The organism is Lactobacillus sp. JM1, assembly GCF_009834385.1.
GTDB lineage: Bacteria > Bacillota > Bacilli > Lactobacillales > Lactobacillaceae > Lactobacillus > Lactobacillus paragasseri.
In genome coordinates, this window is record NZ_CP044412.1 from 1,593,167 (window position 1) to 1,618,202 (window position 25,036).

Consider the following 25,036-nt stretch of genomic DNA (forward strand, 5'->3'; position numbering starts at 1 on the left):
TTTCTTTCTTGTACCTTATTATAATCAAAGACACGCAGATATCAAAAAGAGACACCAAAATGATGTCTCTAAAAATATTTAAGCTATTTACTTATGATCTTTACATAGTCTCTAATTGTAAAAAATTCTAAAATTTCAGTTAATTTTTCTCGATCTTTTTTGTTCACCACGTAAAGGCTTGTTCCCTGACTAATTACTTTCATTAAATTAGCGTAAAAAGGCGCTAGTTTATTTTGTTTGAGCTTTTGAATAAATTCTTCAATATCTGCTCCGTGGTACACTTTTAGGTCTTTAGGAATAATGATTTCTATCTTTTTTTCAGGATTATAGTTAGTACTAAAACCGACAATTGTTTGTAAGTAAGGTGACTTAATATTCCTAAGCCTATTTTCAATAATTAACGGAGTAATTTCTTTCAATGAGGTCTTACCCTGCTTAAAAATCACTGGACAAAGCGAAGCAATATGACACTTATTAAATGCATAATAAATAGCAGCTTGAGGACGATAAAATGGTATTTTAATTTTACTTGTAATGTGATGCAGAGTGCGTAATTCTGCTATAACCTGATCTTGATTCAATTGCTTATCTGCTGGCTTTTTATTTTTAACAATTCGATATTTTAGACCTACAAAGTTACCATTGACCATTCTTAGACCAAAATTAATTTGAGCATTATACCAAGATGGCATTCCATTCACTAAATAGTTCTCTCGCACACTAGTTTCAAAAACTTCTCTGCGCCAAAAAGCATAATTAGTATAAATGTTTACACCCATGCCGAGTGCTGTTTTTACCAAACTAATTTGATTACGATAATATGGTCTAATTAAATGCAATTTACCATCTTTTAAGCGTTGATACATTGCTCGAATACCAACAAACATTCCATCGCATTTTTCACCATAAAGCGTACTAGCTGCACGATAAAAGACATTCTGATTAAATAAAACTTTATCAGCATCTAGAACAAAAATTATTGAGCCTTCTACAAATTTTGTTCCGTATTCAATCGCATGCAAATAATTATGCTGCTTTTGCTTATGATATTTAACTGGTAAAGGCGTATTTTCTAAATAACGCTTAACAATTGTTTCCGTTTCATCATTTGAACCATCATTAATTAAGATTATCTCCCAATCACGGTACGTCTGATTCTTGATTGATTCTAACGCCTCAACAATTGTATTAGCACTATTATGAGCTGGAATGATAACTGAAATTTTTCGCTGATTTCTGCCTAATCCAATATTGCCGAATACGTTGACTATACATAAATCTATGATCAAGACTAAAACTAAATAACTGGTATTAATTACATTTGATTCAGCAATAATCAAACTACCTTCGTTAATAATTAAAAATAATACAGTCCCTAAAATTAAATGACTGTTTATGTTCAACTGCCTTTTAAGCCTTATATAGACAATTGCTCCCAGCGTTTCTAACAATAAAGAAATTGCTTCAATATTCCAGGAAAGATTTTTAAAAACAAAGTCAGTAAACTCAGGTGTGTACCAAACTAGCGAAACGAGCAAAACAATTAAATAAACGCATAGTAAAAAGGGTCTCAATTGTTCACTAAAAGTAACTACTACTCTAATTACATAGAAAATAAAAGTTAAAACAGCAACAATTAAAATTAAGATTGTTCCGGACCTAACTGATAATTGAGCTAGAATATTTAAATTCAACAAAAGCAATACTAAATTTTTAGTATTAAAATGTCTATCTAAGAAATATAAAGTTCCCATATAAGCAATGATAGCTAAACGGTATAGCGATCCTATTTCGGCAAAGGGCAAAACTTCGCTCTTATTCAAAATCGCTGTCAAAGATAAAAAAACTGATAAATAGCTTAGAGCCTTTTCTGCAAACCACTGATCTAGATCTTCAATTTCAATTGATAAAGTTAACAAAAGCAAGATCAAACCATATGCCGCGCTAATTATAAAAAAGCCATTATCGCCATGCCAAATATTGCTGCTTAGTTCAAAAATTAGCGGTAGAATTCCAATCAAAATTGCCAGCAGACTACTTTTATGATAATTTTCCACTATTTTTCACCCAAGATGAATTTATAATAATTTTCAATTGCCACTAACTGATTTTTCATTGAAAAGGCATGCATCAAATACGTCTTTTCTTTTTCTGCCATCTCTTCAAGTTTTTCTTGACTAGTTGAAATTGCCTGCTTTAGCTTTTCACTAATATCATTTAAGTTTCCAATTTTAGCAACAAATCCATACTTTTCACTAGGAATCATTTTTTCAATATCGCCAACATCTGTTGACATAATTGGTACTAAATTATCGCTAGCTTCAAGTAATACCAAAGGAAAACTTTCTGAATAAGACGTCAAAACAGCCAAATCCATTTTTTGATAGAGTTTGCGGATCTCTTTCTGGTTCAAAAAGCCGTGGAAAGTTACCTGTGAACTAATCCCTAGATCTCGCGCAAGTGCTCTTAAATTATTAAATTCGCTTCCATCACCAGCAATATGTAAGCGAACGTTTTTATCATTGATCTTTTTAATGGCCTTTAAAAGCAAATCTTGTCCCTTAACTTTTTCTGTTCTTCCAACATTAATTATATTGAAATAGGGATGAGCATATTTTTTAGGTAATTCTTTATTATCATGGAAAAAAATTCCATTATAGATTACACAAATTTTAGTTTTCGGAATGCCTACCTTTTCAACTAAAAGATCAGAAAAGTTCTGCGTAATCGCAAAAATACCATCAGCTTTTTTTAAAGCCATAATGTTCAACTTAGTAAAAATGTTTCCAATCATTCCCCGTCCTTCAAAATCTTTTAAAGGATCAGAATGAACTGTGATAATCCATTTAGCCTTAATTTGCTTTTTAATCATCGAAACAAATAAATTAGCTCGTGCACCATGAGTATGAACGATATCAAAGTTGCCATTATTAATGAATTTAGCGAGTCTTTTTAAAACAGTTAAATCATAACGACTTTGGGCACCTAAAATCGTTGTCTTAATTCCTGCTTTTTTGGCAGCTTTTGCCACTGGGCCATCTGCTAAGGTCAGCAATTCAAAATCAGCATCTTGCCGATTAGCTTCTGTTAATAAATTAACAATATGAGACAGGCCCCCGCCCTTTTCTAATCCAGCGTTAACATGTAAAACTTTCATTTAATTTATATTCTTTCTATTATTTTTGTTTCTTAGACTTTTCGACTTCAACTACAAATTCTGGTAAGGCCAGCATCCGTTTAAAACGTGTTGGATTGGTAATCAAGCGATAAAACCATTCAAGATGAGTTTTTTGAAATACTTTCGGAGCACGTTTAACCGCGCCCGAAAAGACATCAAAACTTCCGCCCACTCCCATCATAATTGCTGGCACCTCTGCTTGCCGCAATAAAGAAATTAACTCTTCTTGTCTAGGAAAACCAATTGCTGCAAAAACCAAATCAGGCTCAGTATTTTCAATTCTTTTAGCAACGGTTTTAAGATCATCCTTAAAGTAGCCATCTTCAGCCCCAACTAATTCGATTCCTGGATAATCTTTAGCAATTTTGGCCTTAGTAATTTTCATTACTGCAGGCGTTGCACCAATTAAATAGACACGGAGCTTTCTTAAATTTCCCACATGCAAAAGCCAGGTAAACAAATCATAGCCTGTTACACGTTCCTTGATTGGAGTTTTAAGCATTTTTCCACCTAAAACAATTCCAATTCCATCAGCTGTAACTAAATCTGCATCCTTTTTGATAAGTTCCATAAATTTAGGATCTTTATTTGCAGCCATCACAATTTCAGGATTAGCTGTTACCACCATAGTTGATACTTTATTGTTTAGCCGGTTAATTAATCTATCTTTAAATTCTTCTAACGAATAATTATCAAATTCTATTCCCAAAATACTAACTTTATTCATGCTCTGTTTTTAACCATTTCTAATCGAAATATATCTTTACTTACCATTTTAACAAAAAAGTGCTACTAACTTTTTTAAACATAAAAGTTTCACTTTTTTCTACTTCTGCTAGAATAGTAACTATTACAAGGGAGTATTTATTATGAAAAAAATTATCACCTACGGTACCTTTGATCTACTGCATTATGGTCATATTCGTCTTCTAAAAAGAGCGCGTGCACTAGGAGACTACCTAATAGTAGGACTATCAACAGACGAATTTAATGAATTCAGCAAGCATAAGCAGGCTTACAATAATTATGCCGAAAGGAAATACATTCTTGAAGCAATTCGATATGTGGATCAAGTTATCCCTGAAGAAAATTGGGATCAAAAAATCAGCGATGTCCAAAAATATGATATTGATACTTTCGTAATGGGGAATGATTGGGAAGGAAAATTTGACTTCCTAAAACCCTACTGCAAAGTAAAATATCTTGAAAGAACCCCTGGAATTTCTACTACTCAAATCAAAGAAGACTTAAAATAAAAAATGCATGGTGCAGTCAATAAATCAAAATCAACTGTACTATGCATTTTTATTTTTCAAAAGTAAATTCAAATCTTTCAGCTACATAAGATGCACGAACGTACTCAAAAGGATAGTGATCGTTAAGTTCTGTAACTTGCCGTCTCGTTACTAATGGTTCACCCTTTTTCACTGATAATAAGCGCGCTTCATTTTCATTGGCAACAGACGCACCAATATTTTCAACTACACTACCAATCTTATAGCCACCTTTTTTTTCAAGAGTTTGATATAAACTACTCGAAATCTCATCTTTAGAGAAACGTGAAACTAATTTATAAGGAATTGTGGCTACTTCGTAACAAATTGGCACATTATCAGCAAAACGAACACGTTCCATTCTTAAAACATTATCCGTATCCTTAATCTTTAACTTTTCTTTTTCAGATAAAGAAGGCTTAGTTACGCGGTAAGACAATAATTTACTAGAAGGGACTTGACCATTAGCACGAGTTATATCCGTAAAGCTCATAATTCCAGACATTTTTTCTTGCACCTTTTGGCTAGAAACATAAGTCCCGCTTCCTAAGCGTCTTTCTAAAATTCCTTCATCTTCCAATGTCTTAATTGCTTGACGTAATGTCATTCTAGAAACATTAAATTTCAAGGCTAATTGCCGCTCAGCAGGGATTCGCTCTCCAACTTTATATTTTTTATTTTCAATATCACGCTTTATTTGGTTGTGAATTTTAATATACATCGGTTCTTGCATGATAAACCCTCACTTCATTATCCTATCAAGTTTATTTTAGCTTAAAGTAGCCAATTAGTCATTGTTCTTCTTTGCTTCCCAACGCATTCCTAAAATATTTACATTAGGCCGACTATTACATTCTACTTCTAAATCTTTGCTGCTGCTTGAAACAATGTTCAACTTGATCTTAGCATCATCTTGAACTGCAAGCGTACTACCATTAGGGTTAAGAATTAAATCTCTACCACCTAAACTCGCTTGCCCATTTAAAGCTAAAAAGTATTCGAAATCATCTCTACCAGAAAAAGCAACTCTAGTCGCATCAGCACTTGCCTTATCCTGAAAATCAGCATGGCTCACAATACTTGAATTATTGAGTGTAACTTTAGCATTATCACAGGCAATTAAACGATCTATTTTACTATTTTGAATTAAAGTTTTAGTATTCTTATCAATAAAAACTCCGCCTTTAAATTCAGATTGTAAAATATTTACCCAAGAATCATCAGAAATATAAAAGCTAGAATCATCATTTTTTTCAACAGTCGAATTAAGCATATTTACCCAGGTCTGTCCATGAATTAACCCATAAGAAATCGAGGTATTATTCAAATCAACTTCTGCATTTGAATCAGGATAAGTACTTAAATTACCGTGAATCACACTATTAGAAATAATTGCCGTCCCTTTTCCCTGAATACCTAAAGCAGCGTAATCTTTAGAATCGTAATCAATTAAAGAATCAGTCATGGTCAATCTAAAATCAGCTTGCGCAAATAAAGAAACGCTAGAATTTAAAATTTTACTGGAAAACAGCTCAAGGGTGCACTTACCATTTACAGCAATTGCAGCCATATCATTTTCATGGCCGTAAAGATTAGTGTTGCGCAAAGTCAGATAAGTATCCGCGTTGTCTTCAACATAAATAGTATTATGGTCAGATTTTGTTTGAAGACAAATATTTTCTAAAGTAAAAAAACTGCAATCCCTATCAAGTACAAAAAAGCCGCTAATTACAGTTTCTTCTGGTGCATTACCTGTTCCTTTGATAGTAATATTATTTACTTCTAAGCCTTGATTTAGCTCATAAAAACCTGGAGCAAGCAATAATACGTCATCAGGCTGTAAGTCTTTTAGTGCACTTTTCCAATCAGTCCCGTCTCCGCGACCACTAACTTTAACAAGACGTGTCATATCGACTAATCCTTTCTACACATAAATTTCACACATTATTCCTTCAAATTTCAATTTTTTTAGCTTAAATATAATTGTTAATGGAGGTAACTATGATTAACATTACTACAAATCAATTAGCAGAAATTCTAGCAAAAGATTCTACAATTAATTTATATGATTTACGAACACCAATTGAATTTGCATCCGGACATATTCCTGATAGTCATAATCTTCCCTTTGAAGAATTAAAATACTTCAATGATCCCAAAAACGAGACCTACTACTTCATTTGTCGGTCTGGAGACCTTTCTTATTATGCTTGCCAAACCTTAAAATCTAAGGGTTATAAACACCTAATTAATATTAACGACGGCATCCTTAATTGGAAGGGAAAAATCCAAAGTTTAACTTAAAAAATATAATACAACAAAAAAGGTCATCAAATGATGACCTTTTTTTCGGGTTGGGTGTTCTTTCGAACGATTGGGTTAGCTGGATTCGAACCAGCGCATGATGGTACCAAAAACCATTGCCTTACCACTTGGCTATAACCCATTTGATTGAACTTTTACTTGTTGTTCAATGCAACCAGCTGGAATAATCCAGCAATGGAGGCCAGTGGATTCGAACCACCGAACTCAGAGAGAGCGGTTTTACAGACCGCCGCGTTTAGCCACTTCGCTAGGCCTCCGAAACGTTACTTAATTATAATAACGAACCGCCTAGCAAAAAGCAAGTAAAAAAATAAAAAAGTTGGAAAAACTCCAACTTTTTATTTTCTAGCTTTCTATTTTAGTTGAGCAATATGCTTTTTAATAATTTCAGCTGACTCTCTTAGTTTTTGATCTTCTTCACTAGGTAACTCTAAAGGAATAACTTTTTCTACACCATTTTTACCAATAATTGCTGGATAACCAATATATGTTCCAACCTCATCTAAATAAACTGAAGCTGGTGCAAACAAGCGTGCATTACTAAAGACAGCCTGAATTAAGCGCACTCCGCATGTAGCAATTGCATAGGAAGTATATCCTTTACCAAAGGCAACTTTCATTGAGTTCTTATTAGGCTGTGCGCTCAATTTTTCTTCTTGTTCTTTTGTAAACAATTCTTTAGCGGTTTTGCCATTAATCGATACCGTCGACCAAGCAGTAAATTGGGATGCTCCATGTTCACCTAAAACAAAGCCGGCAACATTTCTTGGATCTTCATTTAATTCTTCACCAACAATTCTTTGCATTCTAGCCGTATCTAAGAAAGTACCTGTGCCCAAGACTTGCTTTCTTGATAAACCAGTCGTTTCTTGCAAAATAGTTGAAATAGCATCACATGGATTTGAAATATTAATTAAAACACCATTGAAACCTGATTCTTTAATTTTTGCTCCGACTTCTTTAGCATTTTTAGCGTTAATCTCAAATTCACCAAATCTGTCCCCAGTCTTAACTGTTGCGGCAATATCACCAAAAGAAGTTACAATAATATCTACATTCTTTAAATCATTGTAGTCGCCTAAAAACACATTAACATGATAATCATTTCTAGCTAAAGTATCACGTAAATCATTGTATTCAGCTTCTGCTTTAGCTTGATTTTTATCTAATAAATATAAATTATCAACAATTCCATGAGTAAACAAAGTGAATGCGACTGTTGCACCAACGTGTCCCATTCCAATTACGGCTACATTTCTCATTATAATTCCCGCTTTCTATAAAATTTCTTACACCTTTAGGATAATTCACTTAAGACAAGTTTTAAATTATTTTTAGATTTTTTGACTAGAAATAATTTGTTCATGCTGTTTAATATTCTCAATTCGCTTCTCGTTACTTTTTATAAGTAATAAAAATAGAGCTTCAGTAATCGTAAAAGCTGCTACACGAGAAAAATAATATTGGTTTTGCAAAATTGTCTGTCTTACACCAGTCTTTAAATGATAGTCACTCGCTAAAGCAATTGGAGAAGCAGGATTATTAGTGATACTAATAACCTTTAGCTTATTTTTGTGTGCTAACTTTATTTCCTTTAACAAAGCTGCTGATTCCCCAGAATTTGAAATAACAATTAGACAATCCTTTTTGCCTAAATTCATTGTTTGCGCATCAGCTGTTTCAACATTTCCACCAGAAGCAAATGACAATAAGCCGATTTGATTAAATTTGTAGACAGCATCGGCAGCTACTGGATAAGTATCACCTTCTGCGCTAATCTGGATGATTCGGCTTGCTTCAATAATAGAAAGAATCTTTTCTAATTCATCAGTTGGAATTTGATTTAAAGTAGCGTGAATTTCACCAACTTTATTTTTTTCTATCTCTCCTAGCGCTGCCTGCATATCGTCTTTTGGTAGTTTCTTTAACGATTCACTTTCTTTTTGACCAATGCATTGTGCTAATAAAATTTTTAGCTCATGAAAACCAGATAAGGATAAATTACGACAAAATCTTGTAATAGATGCATCACTTACACCTGCTCTTTTAGCTAATTGAGAAATTGTAATGTTTATAATCGTTGCTGGATTCTTGAGAATTGTTCTACCTACCTTTTGATCAGAAGGAGACATGCTACTCATTTGTGCATAAATTTTATCAATAATATTTTCCACGGTTCTACCTCATTTCATAGAAATTATATCATGATTGTAAAATTATTTTCACACATTGATATTTGACTAAAATATTTTTTAATATTATTATTTTTTATGTAAATAATTTTCATGTAATTTATCAGTTGAAAATAATTAACAGAGATTTTTCATGTCAATAATTAGTAAAAAAGCGCTTAGTAAAATACAACCTAATATGACCGTTAGTCTTGGTGGCGGAAGCAACGTTTTAACCCTAGCTAAAGACTTGAATAACGCACAAATACCAGGTTTACGCCTTTACTCACCATCTGAGATTACTAAGTTTCAATGTGAGCAGCTTGGATTAAATATTTTAGCTTTAAATGACAATATGCCTAAATTTGATCTAGCATTTGATGGTTGTGATAGTATTGATCAAAATTTTAACGCATTAAAAAGTGGTGGCGGAATCCATCTTTTTGAAAAAATAGCCGCTGAAAATGCAAAAGAATATATTCGTAAATTGCAATAATAAATTGAACACTTTTGGTTAAGCTGCTTGATAGATTCGATCTAATTCTCTTTCAAAGATTTCATCTGGTGTATGATAAGCTAAGATCTTTCTTGGCAATGAGTTGCACCAGGTTTCAATGTCAATGATATTTTGTAAAGAATAGTTAGCTATTGCTTCTCCTTTAGGAATGAATCTGCGAATAAGACCATTGTGTCTTTCAACTGTTCCCTTATCACAAGAAGTGTAAGGATGGGCATAGTAAACCAGTGTATTGGAGGCTTCTTCTAGGTTGTACAGATCCGCAAATTCTGAACCATTATCAGTGGTAATAGTTTTAAAAATATCATTCCAGTGTTCACTGTATTGTCTTTGGAGTTCTTTAAAGGCCTGCATGACACTGATAGAAGTCTTGTCGGGAATACGAATAATTAAGAATTCACGACTCATGCGCTCAGATAAGGTTAACAGCACTTCATCATCTTTAGTCTTATGTCCAAGGACCAAATCGCATTCCCAATGACCGAATTCATTACGTTCACTAATTTCTTTTGGACGTTCTTCAATACTTCTGCCAAGCTTTTTCTTGTTTTTGCGAACACGATGAAGCTTGGTATTGCGTTTAAGCTTCTCAGGCAAGTCGTAATTATAAATGCCTAATAAGCCCTTATCAACGTAATTATAAAGAGTTTTGGTGCAGACAACATCGCTGCTAGAGAATTCGCCAGCAACAGTGGCACGATTACTGCAAACATCAAGCGACCAACCGTCTTTAAAGAAATGTTTGTGGACATAGTGAATAAATTGATTTTTTTTGAGAAAGTCTGATTTACGCCCACAATTTTTACGATGAGCTTGATATACATCATGTCCTTGAGTAGCCTTGTATCTTTTGACTTTACCATGATACAGTTTTACAGTGCCACGTTTAACCTCATAACTGATAGTAGAAGGAGAACAGTTGAGTTCACGAGCAATTGCACGCAAAGAGCAGCCATCTTTCAAACGCAATTGAATAATAACTCGCTCTTCAAATGATAAATGCTTTCCTTTAACGTGCCGATTCATGGTAGAATGTAAAGAGTCCATTTTGACCTCCAATAGAAAGTTTTTGTGGTTATTAACATTCTATCAAACAGGTCCGAATGGACTTTTTATTTTTCTAAAGTGTTCAATTTGATTTTACAATCAACGAAAAGAATATATTTTATTATTACCAAAAGAACGTTTTAAAGAGACGCTTAATCCTACTGTTTCCTTGTGTATTGAAATCATTCCAAATTGTTTAAATAATTTAATGAAAAAAATACCCCAAGGATATACAGCTAAGATTCGTTTGAGCCAGTCAGTAGCATCATTCGCTCATTCACCATTGGGCAATCTCTTAATTGATATTTATCCCAACAATTCTTGGTCAGACATTGAACAATTAAATGATTTTCTTCTAAAGCAAAATGGCGTTATAAGTAGTTCTTATTTTAAAAATCTTGTTACAAGTATTATTACCGAAAGCAACAATGAAGCAATTGAAATAAAGAAAGGATAATTAAAATGACAAAATATAATTGGGGAATTATTGGTACCGGTTGGATTGCACATGAAATGGCAGATGCTCTTCAAGCAGTTAAAGGCGAAATATATGCAGCTGCTAACCCAAATGAAATTAGTTTAAAAAAATTTGCAGCTGAAAAAAACATTAAGCATTTATTCACCAGTCCAAATGAAATGATTCAAGATCCAAATATCAATATCATTTATATTGCTACACCACATACTTTTCATTATGACTATATCAAAAAAGCCTTAAAGGCTGGTAAACATGTTTTCTGCGAAAAGGCCATTACGGTCAATGCAGATCAATTTGACGAAGTGGAAAAATTAGCAAAAGATAAGCATTTAATTCTTTCTGAAGGATTTACGCTTTACCATATGCCTATTTATCAAAAGGTAAAAAAATTGATTAGTGATGGTAAGCTTGGTCAAATTAAGCTAGTCCAAGTTAATTTTGGTAGCTTAAAAGATTATGATCCTAATAACCGCTTCTTTAATAAAGATTTAGCAGGTGGAGCTCTGCTTGATATTGGCGGCTACGCTACTGCATTTGCCAGAATGTTTTTATCAAAACAACCTGAAAGTATTCTTACCACAGTAAAATTTTTTGAAACTGGTGTTGATGAACAATCAGGAATCATTCTTAAGAACACTAAAGATGAGATGGCAGTCATGGCTCTTTCAATGCGAGCTAAGCAACCAAAGCGCGGTGTAATTTCCGGAACTAAAGGTTATATTGAGATATCAAATTATCCGCGTGCAACAGAAGCGCAAATTACTTATACAGCTAGTGCTCATGAAGAACGTCATGAGACAATCAATGCTGGAAGCACTTCTGAGGCCCTTGAATATGAGGTCAAAGACATGGAACGTTATATATCTCAAGGACATGATGATGGTGAATTAGCAATTTCACGAGATGTAGCCCATATTTTAACTAGTGTCCGTACCTCATGGGGGATGAAATATCCTTTTGACGAAAAATAACTGTATATAAAACATAAAGACTAGGAAAAATTCCTAGTCTTTTTATTAATTAATGAAAATCGTATTTCTAGCCTTCCAGTCTCTAATCTTTATTCCAACCCAGAAGCCATAAATGCCAAGAGTAATAATCGTTAATAGAAGCCACTTTATCCAATTACCAAATAAACCAAATGCACTTCCGGTAAATTTCATCCGATATCCTTCGATTACAGTATGATTGATTTCCCATCCATAAATCATGCACACTGCCCAAGGGTAACAAATACCGAAAGTACAAACTGTAATAATTGTTCCTAATAGGTGCCAGCCAATGAAAGATAGCAAACCACCATCAAAAAATGAATTACGCCCATGTCTTGTTTCCATCAGAATAAACCTCATTTCTAGGTACAAAAAAAAGCCAGGTAACAACCTGGCAAAACTATTGGGTTAGCTGGATTCGAACCAGCGCATGATGGTACCAAAAACCATTGCCTTACCACTTGGCTATAACCCATCCTTCAAGCCTTTTACTTGTTGGCTCTATTTGAATGAACTTAATCACTCAACGTTTAATATCATATTATAAATAGTAAAAGCTGTCAACAAAATTATCAAAATAAACTTTATTATCTTAAAAAAGTTAAATAAAAAAAAGACCACCAAAAAGGTGATCTTCCTAATTATAATTCAGTTGATATTAGTACCAACCGTTAGTTTGCCAGAACTTTTGAGCACCAGTCCATGAACCGTAGCGTGATTTTACGTAGTTATCTGCTACACGTTCTTGGTTTGCTGCTGAGTAGTCTCCACCAAGGTATGATGCTGATAATTGGTACTTACCAATGTATTGACCATTTCTTGCTGAGTATGAACCACCTGATTCACGTCCTGCAATCCAAGCCTTAGCTGCAGCTTCAGAGCCAGAAGCATTTGAAGTGTAGCTAGTAGTTGTTTGGGTCTTTTGTGCTACTTGAGTAGTTTGTTTTTGTGCTGAAGCGTAGCTGTAAGTTCTTTGTTGTACTGGAGCTGAGTAAGTACGTTGTACATTGTAGTTGTAGTTAGTCTTAGGAGCTTGTGCAACAGTTTGGTGTTGAACTTGAGTTGCAGCCTTAGCTTGAGTATTTACTTGTTGTGAAGCTACAGAAGTAGTTTGCTTTTGTGCTGATTGTTGTACTTGGGTAGTTTGTTGCTTTTGTACTGAAGCTTGAGCTTGTTGAACAGGAGCTTGAGCAGTTGTAGCAGTAGCAACTTTAGCAGTTGCAGCATTTCCACCTTCTACAGTGTACTTAGCCATGATCCATTGGTTTGCGCCAAGGTCATACCACTTATTACCCATGGCATCATAAGCAGTTCTGATAACTTTCCAAGTTGTACCATGTACTAATTCTTTGCCAGTAAAGTGAGCATTTTCAACGCCATCCCAAACGGCAACAGTAGAATTTGCATTATTAATAGTTACAACATTAGTATCATTTTGAACAATAGTAGCAGCTTGTGCGTCATTAGTATTTTGTGAATTTAAAGCTACCAAACCAGTTGCGGTAAGAGCAGCTGCTGCAAGTGACTTAGTTAAGATAGATTGAAATTTCAAGAGAAATTCTTCCTTTCATATTTGTCAGTCATTTAATTTACAAGTTACATAATACAGTCTCAAAATGTCAAAACTATAACATAAATGCTACTACATTATTAAATAAAAGTGCCTTATGTTACAGTTTGTGTAATATTTGTAATTTACACACGCTTTCTTGTAATATTCGGGGTACAAAAAAGAGATGTCATTGAAACATCTCTTTTTTAACTATTCGCTATTTTTTAGTACCAGCCGTTTGATTGCCAGAAACTTTGAGCATTAGTCCATGAACCGTAACGTGACTTTACGTAGTTATCTGCTACACGTTCTTGGTTTGCTGCTGAGTAGTCTCCACCAAGGTATGATGCTGATAATTGGTACTTACCAATGTATTGACCATTTCTTGCTGAGTATGAACCACCTGATTCACGTCCTGCAATCCATGCTTTAGCTGCTGCTTCAGAACCAGATACGTTTGAAGTGTAGCTTGATTGTGATTGTGAAGGTTGTGCTTTTTGTACTGGAGCTTGTTGAGTTTGAGTACTTTGTACTGATGAGTAAGAACCTACTGAAGTCTTAGGAGCTGAGTATGAACCTTGAGTAGTTTGAGTTTGTGCTGCAGTATTGTATGAACTTGCTTGTGAAGTAAACAATTCTGAAGCAACATTAGGGTCAACAGTATCTTTACCTAAGCGAGTGTACTTCGCCATTACCCATTGGTTTGCACCAAGGTCGTACCACTTGTTACCTGCATCATCGTAGGCAGCTCTGATAACTTTCCAAGCAGTTGCGTGTGGTAAGTATTGACCAGTCATTTGCTTATCAGGACCGTATGAATTCCAAACAGCAATGCTCTTATGTGGAAGATAGTTAATTGTAACAATCTTTTCTTGTTGGCCAACAGTAACTTCTGCGGCCTTTACAGTATTTTGAGTATTATTTACAATTGCGGCACCTGCTAAAGTAAGAGCAGCTGCTGCAGCGGTTTTAGTTAAAGTTGATTTCAAATTATTGTTAAGCATATTCAAAATTAAATTCTCTCCTTGATAAATTCGATTTGAATCATTTATTTCGTCAATTTCAATTTACAGCATATATAATACATGCCCAATATTTCAGAATAGTTCCCGGAAAATTAAGGATATATTTCATCTTGTTACATTCTTGTAATATTTGTGCTTTAAATTACAATAATGTAACGATGTAACCTTTCTGTAGCAAAAAGGGCAAAAAAAATAAGGGCTAGTAGCTCTAACTCTTATTTTTCCTTCTAATCATTCTTTTATGCTTAATTGCATTAAATTGATCTATATCCGTAAATTTAAGTTGTGGGAAACTTGTAAGAAATCTTTTTTGATTCCATGACAGTGACTCAAGTAATTTATCAAAACGTTGATTAAGCCTATTTTCATCTAGCTTTATCTGCGTATTTAATCGCTCGTCCCATCGTTTAGTACTAATATGAAACTTTTCAACACTGATAATTGTAAGAACAAAGTCTGTCCCCATTCCTAATAAAATAATTAATGCCAAGTAGCCATGAGTTCTCGCTTCTTCCCAATTAATTATCTTTTGAATAAAAGGTTGAATGATTTTTACTAAAAAGACCACTCCTACTCCCCAAAATAAAGAAATTACTGGAGCAACTCTCCCCTGTACATTCCCCCACAAATGGGAGTAATCCCATAACTTCATATGAAAAACATATTGTAAAAATATACTCGCGCAATACTCAAAAATTGTCGCCACTATTATTCCTACTACATACAATAGGAAAAGATTATCCTGAATATGATAAGTAAAGATTAAAATGGTAGTTACTGCAAATCCATAAACCGGACAATACGGGCCAAACAAAAATCCACGATAATCATAATGATGATCTTTAATTGAACAATATATCGTCTCCCACATCCAACCAATCACTGAATATGTAAAAAAGAGCACGATAATTTCAGAAAAAGTAAATGGCATTTTTAATAACCTCATGAACAAACTTTAGTATTTCTTCTATATTAAAGATATCATTATTTAACTAAATAGCATCCTAAAACAACTCTGGAAAAATTAGCTAAAAAGCGTAAAAATAAACTTATCTACATATGAAAGGTATATATAATGAAGAAATTCAATAAAATTGCTAGCAAATATGCAAACTTTCTCCGCTTTTTTATCATGATCGCTTTAGGAATTTTAGGCGCGTTACTTATTGTTCTAATGTTTGGACAACTATTTGCAATTGGACAAAGAATGATTAGAAATAGCTTCATTCACATACCAATCAAAGTTTTGGATGAGATTGTTACTTTCTTCCTCTTTTTTGAGTTTTCAGCAATGATTGTTGCAGCCCTTAAACACATGGGACATACAAGCTTAAATTTTTTGATGAGCTTAGGAATTACCGCCTTGTTAAGAAATTTAATTACTGCTCATGGGGAGCCTATGCAAATTTTAATTCATTCAATTGCAATTTTATTATTAATTATCGGAATCGTTATTTTGAATAGACACATAAAACTATAAATTCAATTCATAGGCTAATCGATTAGGATCTTTTGGATCCTCCTCTACCTGAATAATTCCTCGTTCACTAAAATTATGCTTTAAAGCCAAATGTTGCATGATTCTATTTTCACGTGACGTATCAATTCTAAAATTTCTAATTTCTTGGCTAACCATTATTGAGATTAGATCCGAAAACATCAAGTTTGCAAGATGCATTCCGCGGTATTTATTACTAATAGCTAATCGATGAAAAGTCGCATAATCAGATGTCTTATTTTTCCAAGAACCATCAATCTTTTGGTAGGTTGGCTCTTCGCCAATTATACTGGCTGCATAACCAGCAACTTGATTATCTACTACTAAGACAAAAGCACATTTATTTCTGATATCATTTTGTATCGTTTCTTCATTAGGATAACTGCCCTGCCACTGACTACTTCCGCTTTGCTTTAGAAATAATTTTGCTTCATTAATAATAATCATAATTTCAGATAAATCATGATTATTAGCATAACGTGTATAAATTAAAGTCACTATTTTTCACTACTTTCATTTTTCTAATAGTATACCTAAAAAAGCAGGGAAAAAAAACCTGCTTTTCATAATGTTTATTTCTAACTTTCCTTCAAAAATTTTTCTAATTCTTCCTTAGAAAAACTATCTCCATAATCTTTTTCTAAACGTTGTAAAATTTGTTGATCGTTTCCACCAAAATCTTTTAGAGCTAGAATCAATTTCTTTATTCCTATTAATTTTTCTTTTTTCTTTCCTTCTTTCGTCCCTTGTTCGATACCTTGCTGAATCCCTTGACGAATGCCTTGCTGTATTCCTTGTTGTATTCCTTGCTGCATCCCTTGCTGTATTCCCGGATTTATTCCTTTTTCAATTCCTCGTTTTAAGCCTCTCTCTTCTGCATCTTGTTCACGTTCTAGCAGCTTAGTTTCATAATCCATAATCATATCCCTCCATTTCTCATCACTATTAATTTCTTTAATTCTATTTTGAGCAATATCAAAATATGCATCACCAGATATAGGCAAGTTTTTCATTAGCTTTACCAAATTAAGTAAAGTCTTAGTTTCATTTCCACTAGGAATTCCATTTGAATTAATTATAATTTTGGTCAGTCCATCCTGCAATACATCTGTTTGGTTATCAGAATTTATAGTTAAATACTTACTTTTAATTGGCTTCTTTTCAGCTAAATTAAATGAGCAGAGAAAAATTATATAGACATTCTTTAGATTTCGATATGTACTTCCTTTCTTCAAAGTATATCTTTGATCTGCCTTCGCAGCATAGTAACGCATTCTGCGTGCTATATCATCAGTGTTTGTTGTCTGTACTTCAATGTTATAGAGATTATGATTATAATCTTCAACTAAGATATCTAAACGAACGTCTTTCTGATCATAATGTTCAGGATCATTTATTTCTTCTTGCTTATGTGGAAAATAGATGTCTTCAATAGCTAACTCTGGCAAGATTCCTTGCAAAACATGCTTGCAAAATTCTTTATTTGACATTACTTCGCCAAACACCATGTCTTCTGTAAAACCGAACCATGGTTTTTTGTGCATATTTTTCATTCGGCACCTCTTTCATACTTTTGTTCTATTAGTTATTACGCGAAAAAATGCCGAATTTTTTCATTATATTAAAAATGTGTAAAAAAAGCCTTTCAAAGCAAGTTCTACGGAACTCTTTGAAAGGCTTCTTTAGTTAATACCCTGAGTGCTGAATGCCAGAATCGAACTGGCGACCTCTTCTTTACGAGGGAAGCGCTCTACCAACTGAGCTAATTCAGCAACTAACATTAGAATTATAACAAAGATTTTCTTTCTCTGTAAAGTATCAACAAATTTTTGCAAATAAAAAATCGAAGTAGTATCTACTCCGACTTCTAATTAAAAGCTAGCTGTATCTGGATCAGTAGCTAAACCACTAACTCCATGTAAACTATCTAATTTATTCATCTGTTCAGAACTCAAGTTAAAATCAAACACTTCAGCGTTTGCTCGAATGTACTTGTCATGAACTGACTTAGGTAGTGGTAAAAATCCATGTTCTAAAGACCAGCGAATTAAAACTTGCGCTGGAGATTTTCCTACTTCACTAGCTATTTCATTGACAGTTTCATTACCTAATAAGCCACCAGTACCTAAAGGACTATATGCTTCACTAAGTAATTTTAATTCATTATTAACTTTAACTACATCTGGTTGTAAATCACTTGGATTAAGCATAATTTGGTTAACCACAGGTTTTATTTCTGCAGTTTTCAGAAGTTCATCTAAATGACGTTTTCTAAAATTAGAAACTCCAATTGCCCTAATCTTTCCAGCTTGTACTGCTTCTTCCATTGCTCGCCAGCTTTCAGCATTTGCTTCAGCCCAATGGTCACGCATATCAACAGGATTAGGCCAGTGAATTAAGTACAAGTCTAAATAATCAACCTTTAAATTTTGCAAACTCCTATCAATTGCTGCCTTAGCCGATCTATAACCATGGTCTGCATTCCAAAGCTTAGTTGTAATAAACAAATCATGACGATTTACACCACTTCTCTTAAGCGCCTCTCCGACACTTTCTTCATTGCCATAAGCTGCGGCAGTGTCAATATGGCGGTATCCTGCATTGAGTGCAGATTCTACTGCGTGCTCTGCAACATCCCCATCCGGTGTTTGCCAAGTTCCAAATCCAATAATTGGAATCTTTACACCATTATTTAATGTATATGTATCTTCAAGTGAATTAAAACTCATACATCTACCTCATTTCTATATCTAACCGTATTATAAAAGCAAGTTATGAAACTTTTATAACAGAGATGCGCCTGTCTACTTAAATAAATCGTTAAAGGCTTCTGACATAGTTGGATGAGTATAAATCTGATCTCTTAAAACCGTATAAGAAAGATGTGCCTTCATTGCCAAAGAAATCATATTAATTAACTCATAAGATTCAATTCCATATAAAGTTGCGCCTAGAATTTCTTCAGTCTCAGGATCAACTAAAGCCTTAAACAAACCTCTACTATCTTTAGCAACTTTTGCTTTTGGAATGGCTGCAACTGGCAACTTAAATAATTTATATTCCTTATTTTGATTGTGTGCTTGCTTTTCATTTAAGCCAACTTGAGACAAAGCAGGTGAAATAAAGACACTATAAGGAACCACTTTACGATCACTGATCATCCGTGCACCTGTACCAAATAATTGATCTTTAATAATTCTAAAATCATCTAAAGAAATATATGTAAATTGAAGACCACCCTTAACATCTCCAATCGCCCATACTTTATCAACTGTTGTTCTTAAAAAATCATCTACTTTAACTGCACCGCGGTCTGTTATTTCAATTGAAGTATTTTCTAAACCAAGATTTTCAATATTCGGCTTTCTTCCCGTTGCAGCTAAGATCCGATTTGCGCTAATTTCTTTTTCTTGACCGTTTATTTGATAACGAACTTTTGCTTCATTTTCTTCATCAATAATTTCTTTGATATCAGCTCCAAGTTCAAAATGAACCCCTGCATCTTCTAAGTCCTTTTTGACTAATTGACTAATATCGGCCTCTTCTCTACTTAAAAATTCTCTGCTATGATCAAGCACTGTTACTTTACTGCCGTATTTTGCAAACATACTTGCAAATTCTAACCCAATATAACCAGCACCAATAATTGTTAGATTTTCTGGCATTTTCTTTTCATCCATTGCTTGCGTAGAATCAAGAATATACTTACTTTCTTTTAAACCTGGAATTGGTAACATTACCGGAACAGCTCCGGTATTAATAAAAATACGCTCTCCCTTAAACTGCTCCTTTTCACCATTAGTTAAAACTACTTCAATTTCATGATCCGCAATAAAGTGAGCTTCACCATCCAAAACTGTCACTGTCTTTTCATCTGCTAACATATGATAGTTTTTATTCCGCAATTGTGCAGTCATTTCATTTTTTCCACTCACTGCATCCACATATGAGACACCATTTGAAGCTTCAATAATTAATCTTTTTGACGGTAAGCAGGCGATATTAATACAAGTACCACCGTACATTTTATTAGATTTTTCAATTACTAATACTTCTTCACCTTTTTGAGCTAAAAACTTAGCTAAAGTTTTCCCACCTTTACCAAAACCAATGATAATATTTTTAATTGTTTTCATAATTTTATCCTCTTACTTTTTATAAGCTTACTTCTTTAACTATTATTTTAAACATATAATATAAAATTGCACTATTTTTGCTTATAATTTTTTGTGATTATCTAATATCAAAGAAAAAATAAAGAATCATAGTGGCAACACACAAATTTTTTAATTAGAATTTTCAAAATAAGTTATTGTGCTAAAATTAACTTGATTCGGTTATTATTTAATAAAAAAGGAGTAACTAGTTAATGCGAGTATTAGTTATTGGTGGGGCCGGTTATATCGGTTCTCACGCTGTTAGAAAATTAATTGAAGAAGGTAACGATGTCGTTGTCCTTGATTCTCTCTACACCGGCCACAGAAAGGCTATTGACAAGAAAGCCAAGTTTTACCAAGGCGATATTGAAGACACTAACTTAGTAAGCAAAATCTTACGTGATGAAAACATTGATGCTGTAATGCACTTTGCCGCTTACTCATTAGTTCCTGAATCAGTTAAGAAACCACTTAAGTACTACGACAATAACGTTTCAGGTATGATTTCTCTTCTGCAAGCAATGGATGACGCTAAAGTTAAATACCTAGTATTCTCATCTTCTGCTGCAACTTACGGTATTCCAAAGACTTTACCAATTACTGAAGATACACCGCTCGATCCAATCAACCCATATGGCGAAACCAAGATGATGATGGAAAAGATTATGCACTGGGCTGACAAAGCTGACGGCATTAAGTCAATCGCTCTTCGCTACTTTAATGTGGCTGGTGCTTCAAGCGACGGTTCAATTGGTGAAGACCATGGTCCTGAAACTCACTTAATTCCAAACATCTTAAAGAGTGCTATTTCTGGCGATGGCAACTTTACTATCTTTGGTGACGACTATGACACTAAAGACGGTACTAATGTCCGCGACTACGTTCAAGTTGAAGACTTAATTGACGCTCATATCTTGGCACTTAAGCACGTGATGGAAACTAACAAGTCTGACGTCTTCAACCTAGGTACTGCTCAAGGCTACTCAAACTTAGAAATCCTTGAAGCTGCTAAAAAAGTTACTGGCATTGACATTCCTTACACTATTGGACCAAGAAGAGGCGGAGATCCTGATTCTTTAGTTGCTGACTCAAGCAAGGCTCGTAAAGTCTTAGGCTGGAAGCCAAAACATGAAAATGTTGATGATGTAATTGCAACTGCTTGGAACTGGCACAAGAGCCATCCAAAGGGCTACGAAGATAAGTAAAGGTAATAAAAATAACCATTCAGTGATAGATTAACTGAATGGTTATTTTTTTATCTCAATTCATTAACGCACTTTCTCATTTCTTTAATATCCAAAATACTTCGTGCGAATTCTTTTCTTACTAATTCATCTGGTAAATACTCATCATATTTATCAAAAACAGGGACTTCTTTCGGATAAACTAATTCCAAGGGATCAAAATCTTTATTTGCTTCTTCTTTCAGAATTTCTAAAAATTCATCTTTACCTACATCCATCGCAAATTGCATAAAATATGGACGGCTAGAATTGAAGCCTCTTAAGCCAAGACGTTTAGCACATTTTATCTTGATTAGCCTTTCTAATGCTAAAAAAGCATAAGTACCAGTCCAAGGAAAAAGACACCACATTTTTCCACCAAGCTTAATTAAATTACTCTCCAGCATCCCTGAAATTTGTGCTGTATTCCGAACTTCTTTTAGACGCGCCACAGCTTGTTTCATTAAATATGGATATTGCGTTCTTTCACCTAAAATTTTCCTCATCCTTTGCAAAATTTTAGGTTGAATATCTCCTGCTACATCCCCAAAATAAGCTGGAATACGCCCTTTAACTGGATGACAATACACTTGATGTCGTTTTCGGTCTACATCCTCTACCACCCAGACCCGGCCAGCAATCGCAATCTTATCTCCAACTGGAGGTGGCTTAACAATTGTTCCCAATTCTTCAGAATCAGATTTAACAGAATATTCTTCATTTTCTTGAAAAACAGCATAAAACTTAAAATTGTTTATTACTCGTTCTCCAGCTAATCCAACAATCAAACCACCGTTTTCGGTTTGTTGAATATGATCTTCTTTAATCAAATAACGCAATAGAATTCGATAATCATTTTGACTAACGTTATGGAAATAATGCAGCGTCAATACACGAGATGCCAGTTCAGCAGGAGTCATTTCCCCGCTTGAAGCTAAGGTAGACATTGTTTGATGATACAACAAACTATAAGGTAATCTGTTTGGTTCTGGTGGCTCTACCCATTTTTCTTCTAAATATAGCTGAACTAAAGCAATTCCTTGGAGTAATGACCAAGGAATAATTTCTGGTAGCATCGCACGGGACTCAGGATGTGACTCCCGCATCACAAACCACATTTCTGCTGGATTTCCTCTGCGTCCAGTTCTACCCATCCTTTGTAAAAATCCAGAGACTGTAAAAGGAGCATCAATTTGAAAGGCACGCTCTAATTTTCCAATATCAATACCTAACTCAAGCGTTGCCGTCGCGCAAGTTGTCATTAATGAATCTTCATTTTTCATTTCAGCTTCTGCAGTTTGCCGATACGCAGCTGACAAATTACCATGATGGATTAAAAAACGATCTGGTTCATGATTTACTTCACAATATTGTCTTAAAACCTGACATACTGCCTCGCATTCTTCTCGACTATTAGTAAAAACCAAACATTTCTTTCCACGTGTATGTTCGAAAATATAAGCCATCGATGGATCAGCCATTTGAGGTGCCTGATCACTTTTCTCATCTAAAACTGGCTGAGCTGGATCAAAGTCATTACTATCAGCTTGTGGTCCATTATCATAAAAATGTTCCATCGATAATCGCCAAACTTGACCCCCACTTTCTGCGTTAGGAACCGTAGTTTTGCGTCTTGAACCTGCTCCTAAAAATCTAGCGGCAGATTTAGTATCACCGATCGTGGCTGAAAGTCCGACTCGCCGGGGATCAACACCAGCCATTTTCGATAATCTCTCAATCAAACAAAAAGTTTGTCCTCCTCGATCTGATCGTAAAAAAGAATGGAGCTCGTCAATTACCACATATCTTAAATCATGGAACAAATTAGGAATATCCATATGCTTATTAATCATCAACGATTCTAATGATTCTGGCGTAATTTGCAAAATTCCCGATGGATGCTTAAGCAATTTTCTTTTTTGTGTTTGAGCTACTTCACCATGCCAGCGCCAAACTGGAATATTAGCATCTTGGCAAAGATCCGTTAACCGTTCATATTGGTCATTAATTAGCGCCTTTAATGGTGAAATATATAGAACCCCAACTGAGTGAGCAGGATTTTCATATAGATCCGTCAAAATTGGAAAAAAAGCAGCTTCAGTCTTACCAGATGCTGTCGAAGCAGCTAATAAGACGTTGTCTTGACTATTAAAAATTGTTTCTGCTGCGCCAACTTGAATTGAACGTAAATTTTTCCAATTATGTTCATAAATATAGTCCTGAATAAAAGGAGCAAAACGTGTAAAAATATCCATTTTTCACTTAAATTCTAAACTCAGCAAAATTATCAGACTTTTCATCAGAAACAGCTTCTGACTCAGTATAAGAAAACTTATCAGAATTAAGTAGCTGCTCAATATTAGTCTTGGGATTTTGCCAAACAATATCTAATAATTCAATAAAATCACGAATAATCTCACGTGGCGTGATATTGGAAGAAGCACCCACGCGTGAATATTCAATTTTAATAAATTTTTCTAAGTCATCCTCTGTAATTGTTCTTTCATATCCATATAAATGAGCGTGCATGTCTGCCAATTTTTCAGCCAAAACTAACATTTCTTCAGGAGTAAGAGGATCAAGTTTGATAACAGGAGCATACATGTCCCTATTACCAGCTTCTGAAAATTGTCCGCTAGCAAGACGTGAACGTAAAGCCTCGTAAGAATATACGCCTCGTCTCTTATCTTCAACAGCTTGAGGCGTACCACACATAATAATTCCCAAATACTTTGATTTTCCTTGTAAAGCATCATTATACATTGTTAGTATCTTTTCATAATTGTACTGCCGGCTGATACTATTCGGAATTTTATAAATATTAACTAATTCATCAATCATGATCATTAAACCTGCATATCCAGCCTGTCTAAAGAATGAAGCAAATAGCTTAAGATACTCATACCAATCATCATCCGAGATTACAATATCTACTCCTAACTCCTTTTTAGCCTGAGTCTTATTTGCATATTCTCCCCTAAACCATTTAACAACTTTGGCTTTAGTTTCTTCATCATCATTAATATAGGCTTGATAATACATTTCGAGCAATTTAGCAAAATCAAAACCATGCACTAATTCAGAAAGATTAGAAATTACAGCATAGATCTTTTTATTAACTGCTTCTTCAAAAGCAGGATCATCCGTATTTAAGTTAGTCTCGGTGGCAACCTGCATTTGAATTGTATTAATCCAGCGATCAAGAATTAAAGTTAAGGCCCCACCTTCTGGTCTAGTCTTAGTAGAAAGATTTTGAATCAACTCACGATAAGTAGCTAATCCTTGTCCCTTTCCACCTTGCAGGCGTCTTTCAGGCGATAAATCTCCATCAACTACGACAAAATTCTTATCCATTACATAATTTCTAATTGTTTGAAGCAAAAAGCTTTTCCCAGACCCATATCGACCAACAATAAATCTAAAAGATGCACCACCATTTTCAATTAATTCTACATCGTGTAACAAGGCTTCAATCTCAGCTTTTCTTCCAACGGTAATATAGGGTAAGCCAATTCTTGGAACTACTCCTCCTTTTAGGGAATTTAATATAGTTTGAGCTATTCTCTTAGGTACTTTTCTTGTCTTATTAATAGCCATCT

General features: G+C 34.2%; 25 protein-coding genes and 4 tRNA genes. 7 read left to right on the forward strand and 22 right to left on the reverse strand.

The features are described 5' to 3' along the window. Window positions 1-83 precede the first annotated feature (83 nt). From F3I00_RS08145 to F3I00_RS08155, 3 genes are read right to left on the reverse strand one after another with little or no spacing between them, the layout of a single operon-like run. Window positions 84-2,057 carry a glycosyltransferase family 2 protein gene (locus tag F3I00_RS08145; protein WP_020807419.1) on the reverse strand — a complete coding sequence of 658 codons (1,974 nt, stop codon included), beginning with the start codon at window positions 2,055-2,057 and terminating at the stop codon, window positions 84-86. Further along, a complete protein-coding gene (locus F3I00_RS08150; RefSeq protein WP_020807420.1) occupies window positions 2,057-3,157 on the reverse strand; it encodes a glycosyltransferase in 1,101 nt (366 codons plus the stop codon). The genes F3I00_RS08145 and F3I00_RS08150 overlap by 1 nt, the downstream gene beginning before the upstream one ends. 19 nt (window positions 3,158-3,176) lie before the next feature. Continuing rightward, window positions 3,177-3,905: a WecB/TagA/CpsF family glycosyltransferase gene (locus F3I00_RS08155; protein ID WP_020807421.1), complete on the reverse strand. Its 729-nt coding sequence runs from the start codon at window positions 3,903-3,905 to the stop codon at window positions 3,177-3,179. A gap of 142 nt (window positions 3,906-4,047) precedes the next feature. Between F3I00_RS08155 and tagD the strand changes: the two genes are divergently transcribed. Beyond that, window positions 4,048-4,434 (forward strand): glycerol-3-phosphate cytidylyltransferase, encoded by a 387-nt coding sequence (gene tagD / locus F3I00_RS08160; protein WP_003646836.1) that lies wholly within the window; start codon window positions 4,048-4,050, stop codon window positions 4,432-4,434. Between the two features lie 49 nt (window positions 4,435-4,483). Here the strand turns inward: tagD and F3I00_RS08165 are convergent, their stop codons facing one another. Beyond that, window positions 4,484-5,185, reverse strand: a complete 702-nt coding sequence (locus F3I00_RS08165) for a GntR family transcriptional regulator (RefSeq protein ID WP_020807422.1) — start codon at window positions 5,183-5,185, stop codon at window positions 4,484-4,486. Window positions 5,186-5,239: 54 nt separating this feature from the next. Beyond that, window positions 5,240-6,361 carry a hypothetical protein gene (locus F3I00_RS08170; protein WP_020807423.1) on the reverse strand — a complete coding sequence of 374 codons (1,122 nt, stop codon included), beginning with the start codon at window positions 6,359-6,361 and terminating at the stop codon, window positions 5,240-5,242. 92 nt (window positions 6,362-6,453) lie between these two features. On the opposite strand from F3I00_RS08170, the gene F3I00_RS08175 reads away from it, so the two are divergent. Continuing rightward, entirely contained in the window at window positions 6,454-6,756 is a 303-nt protein-coding gene (locus F3I00_RS08175) for a rhodanese-like domain-containing protein (RefSeq protein WP_020807424.1), read from the forward strand. Between the two features lie 70 nt (window positions 6,757-6,826). Here F3I00_RS08175 and F3I00_RS08180 read toward each other — a convergent pair. The 4 genes from F3I00_RS08180 to F3I00_RS08195 form a co-directional block, all read right to left on the reverse strand. After that, window positions 6,827-6,898 (reverse strand) — tRNA-Gln (locus F3I00_RS08180). Between the two features lie 54 nt (window positions 6,899-6,952). Beyond that, window positions 6,953-7,034: transfer RNA gene (locus F3I00_RS08185), tRNA-Tyr, on the reverse strand. Between the two features lie 96 nt (window positions 7,035-7,130). After that, window positions 7,131-8,039, reverse strand: a complete 909-nt coding sequence (locus F3I00_RS08190) for an L-lactate dehydrogenase (RefSeq protein ID WP_020807425.1) — start codon at window positions 8,037-8,039, stop codon at window positions 7,131-7,133. Between the two features lie 72 nt (window positions 8,040-8,111). Then, on the reverse strand, window positions 8,112-8,951 hold the full coding sequence (locus F3I00_RS08195; RefSeq protein ID WP_020807426.1) for a MurR/RpiR family transcriptional regulator: 840 nt from the start codon (window positions 8,949-8,951) through the stop codon (window positions 8,112-8,114). A gap of 151 nt (window positions 8,952-9,102) precedes the next feature. On the opposite strand from F3I00_RS08195, the gene F3I00_RS08200 reads away from it, so the two are divergent. Next, window positions 9,103-9,444 carry a ribose-5-phosphate isomerase A gene (locus F3I00_RS08200; RefSeq protein ID WP_236547638.1) on the forward strand — a complete coding sequence of 114 codons (342 nt, stop codon included), beginning with the start codon at window positions 9,103-9,105 and terminating at the stop codon, window positions 9,442-9,444. A gap of 18 nt (window positions 9,445-9,462) precedes the next feature. Here the strand turns inward: F3I00_RS08200 and F3I00_RS08205 are convergent, their stop codons facing one another. Continuing rightward, window positions 9,463-10,512, reverse strand: a complete 1,050-nt coding sequence (locus tag F3I00_RS08205; protein ID WP_024273014.1) for an IS30-like element ISLga1 family transposase — start codon at window positions 10,510-10,512, stop codon at window positions 9,463-9,465. A 115-nt stretch (window positions 10,513-10,627) separates the two neighbouring features. On the opposite strand from F3I00_RS08205, the gene F3I00_RS08210 reads away from it, so the two are divergent. Both F3I00_RS08210 and F3I00_RS08215 read left to right on the forward strand, forming a co-directional pair. Then, on the forward strand, window positions 10,628-10,969 hold the full coding sequence (locus tag F3I00_RS08210) for a ribose-5-phosphate isomerase A (RefSeq protein ID WP_201288370.1): 342 nt from the start codon (window positions 10,628-10,630) through the stop codon (window positions 10,967-10,969). Between the two features lie 5 nt (window positions 10,970-10,974). Beyond that, window positions 10,975-11,961, forward strand: a complete 987-nt coding sequence (locus F3I00_RS08215) for a Gfo/Idh/MocA family protein (RefSeq protein ID WP_020807428.1) — start codon at window positions 10,975-10,977, stop codon at window positions 11,959-11,961. A 45-nt stretch (window positions 11,962-12,006) separates the two neighbouring features. On the opposite strand, the gene F3I00_RS08220 is transcribed toward F3I00_RS08215, so the two are convergent. The 5 genes from F3I00_RS08220 to F3I00_RS08240 form a co-directional block, all read right to left on the reverse strand. After that, window positions 12,007-12,327: a DUF898 family protein gene (locus F3I00_RS08220; RefSeq protein WP_020807429.1), complete on the reverse strand. Its 321-nt coding sequence runs from the start codon at window positions 12,325-12,327 to the stop codon at window positions 12,007-12,009. Between the two features lie 58 nt (window positions 12,328-12,385). Then, window positions 12,386-12,457: transfer RNA gene (locus tag F3I00_RS08225), tRNA-Gln, on the reverse strand. A 183-nt stretch (window positions 12,458-12,640) separates the two neighbouring features. Then, window positions 12,641-13,534, reverse strand: coding sequence for a hypothetical protein (locus tag F3I00_RS08230; RefSeq protein WP_020807430.1), 894 nt, complete (start codon window positions 13,532-13,534; stop codon window positions 12,641-12,643). Between the two features lie 224 nt (window positions 13,535-13,758). Next, entirely contained in the window at window positions 13,759-14,538 is a 780-nt protein-coding gene (locus F3I00_RS08235; RefSeq protein WP_020807431.1) for a hypothetical protein, read from the reverse strand. Window positions 14,539-14,767: 229 nt separating this feature from the next. Then, the gene (locus F3I00_RS08240; protein ID WP_020807432.1) at window positions 14,768-15,490 is read right to left on the reverse strand and encodes a putative ABC transporter permease; all 723 of its coding nucleotides are present in this window, start codon (window positions 15,488-15,490) and stop codon (window positions 14,768-14,770) included. A 144-nt stretch (window positions 15,491-15,634) separates the two neighbouring features. Here F3I00_RS08240 and psiE point away from each other — a divergent pair, with 144 nt between their 5' ends. Further along, window positions 15,635-16,039 (forward strand): phosphate-starvation-inducible protein PsiE, encoded by a 405-nt coding sequence (gene psiE, locus F3I00_RS08245; protein WP_020807433.1) that lies wholly within the window; start codon window positions 15,635-15,637, stop codon window positions 16,037-16,039. Here the strand turns inward: psiE and F3I00_RS08250 are convergent. The 5 genes from F3I00_RS08250 to F3I00_RS08270 form a co-directional block, all read right to left on the reverse strand. Further along, window positions 16,034-16,555, reverse strand: a complete 522-nt coding sequence (locus tag F3I00_RS08250) for a GNAT family N-acetyltransferase (protein WP_020807434.1) — start codon at window positions 16,553-16,555, stop codon at window positions 16,034-16,036. The two genes, psiE and F3I00_RS08250, sit on opposite strands and share 6 nt — an antisense overlap. An 80-nt stretch (window positions 16,556-16,635) precedes the next feature. After that, window positions 16,636-17,610: an Rpn family recombination-promoting nuclease/putative transposase gene (locus F3I00_RS08255; RefSeq protein ID WP_159311076.1), complete on the reverse strand. Its 975-nt coding sequence runs from the start codon at window positions 17,608-17,610 to the stop codon at window positions 16,636-16,638. Between the two features lie 146 nt (window positions 17,611-17,756). Beyond that, window positions 17,757-17,829 (reverse strand) — tRNA-Thr (locus tag F3I00_RS08260). Between the two features lie 99 nt (window positions 17,830-17,928). Then, window positions 17,929-18,786, reverse strand: coding sequence for an aldo/keto reductase (locus F3I00_RS08265; protein ID WP_020807436.1), 858 nt, complete (start codon window positions 18,784-18,786; stop codon window positions 17,929-17,931). Window positions 18,787-18,861: 75 nt separating this feature from the next. Beyond that, a complete protein-coding gene (locus F3I00_RS08270) occupies window positions 18,862-20,193 on the reverse strand; it encodes an FAD-containing oxidoreductase (protein ID WP_020807437.1) in 1,332 nt (443 codons plus the stop codon). 233 nt (window positions 20,194-20,426) lie between these two features. Here F3I00_RS08270 and galE point away from each other — a divergent pair, with 233 nt between their 5' ends. Continuing rightward, window positions 20,427-21,419 carry a UDP-glucose 4-epimerase GalE gene (gene galE, locus F3I00_RS08275; protein WP_020807438.1) on the forward strand — a complete coding sequence of 331 codons (993 nt, stop codon included), beginning with the start codon at window positions 20,427-20,429 and terminating at the stop codon, window positions 21,417-21,419. 50 nt (window positions 21,420-21,469) lie between these two features. Here the strand turns inward: galE and F3I00_RS08280 are convergent, their stop codons facing one another. Beyond that, window positions 21,470-23,692, reverse strand: coding sequence for a DEAD/DEAH box helicase (locus F3I00_RS08280; protein ID WP_065169683.1), 2,223 nt, complete (start codon window positions 23,690-23,692; stop codon window positions 21,470-21,472). 7 nt (window positions 23,693-23,699) lie between these two features. Continuing rightward, a complete protein-coding gene (locus F3I00_RS08285) occupies window positions 23,700-25,034 on the reverse strand; it encodes an ATP-binding protein (RefSeq protein ID WP_020807440.1) in 1,335 nt (444 codons plus the stop codon). Window positions 25,035-25,036: the final 2 nt, after the last annotated feature.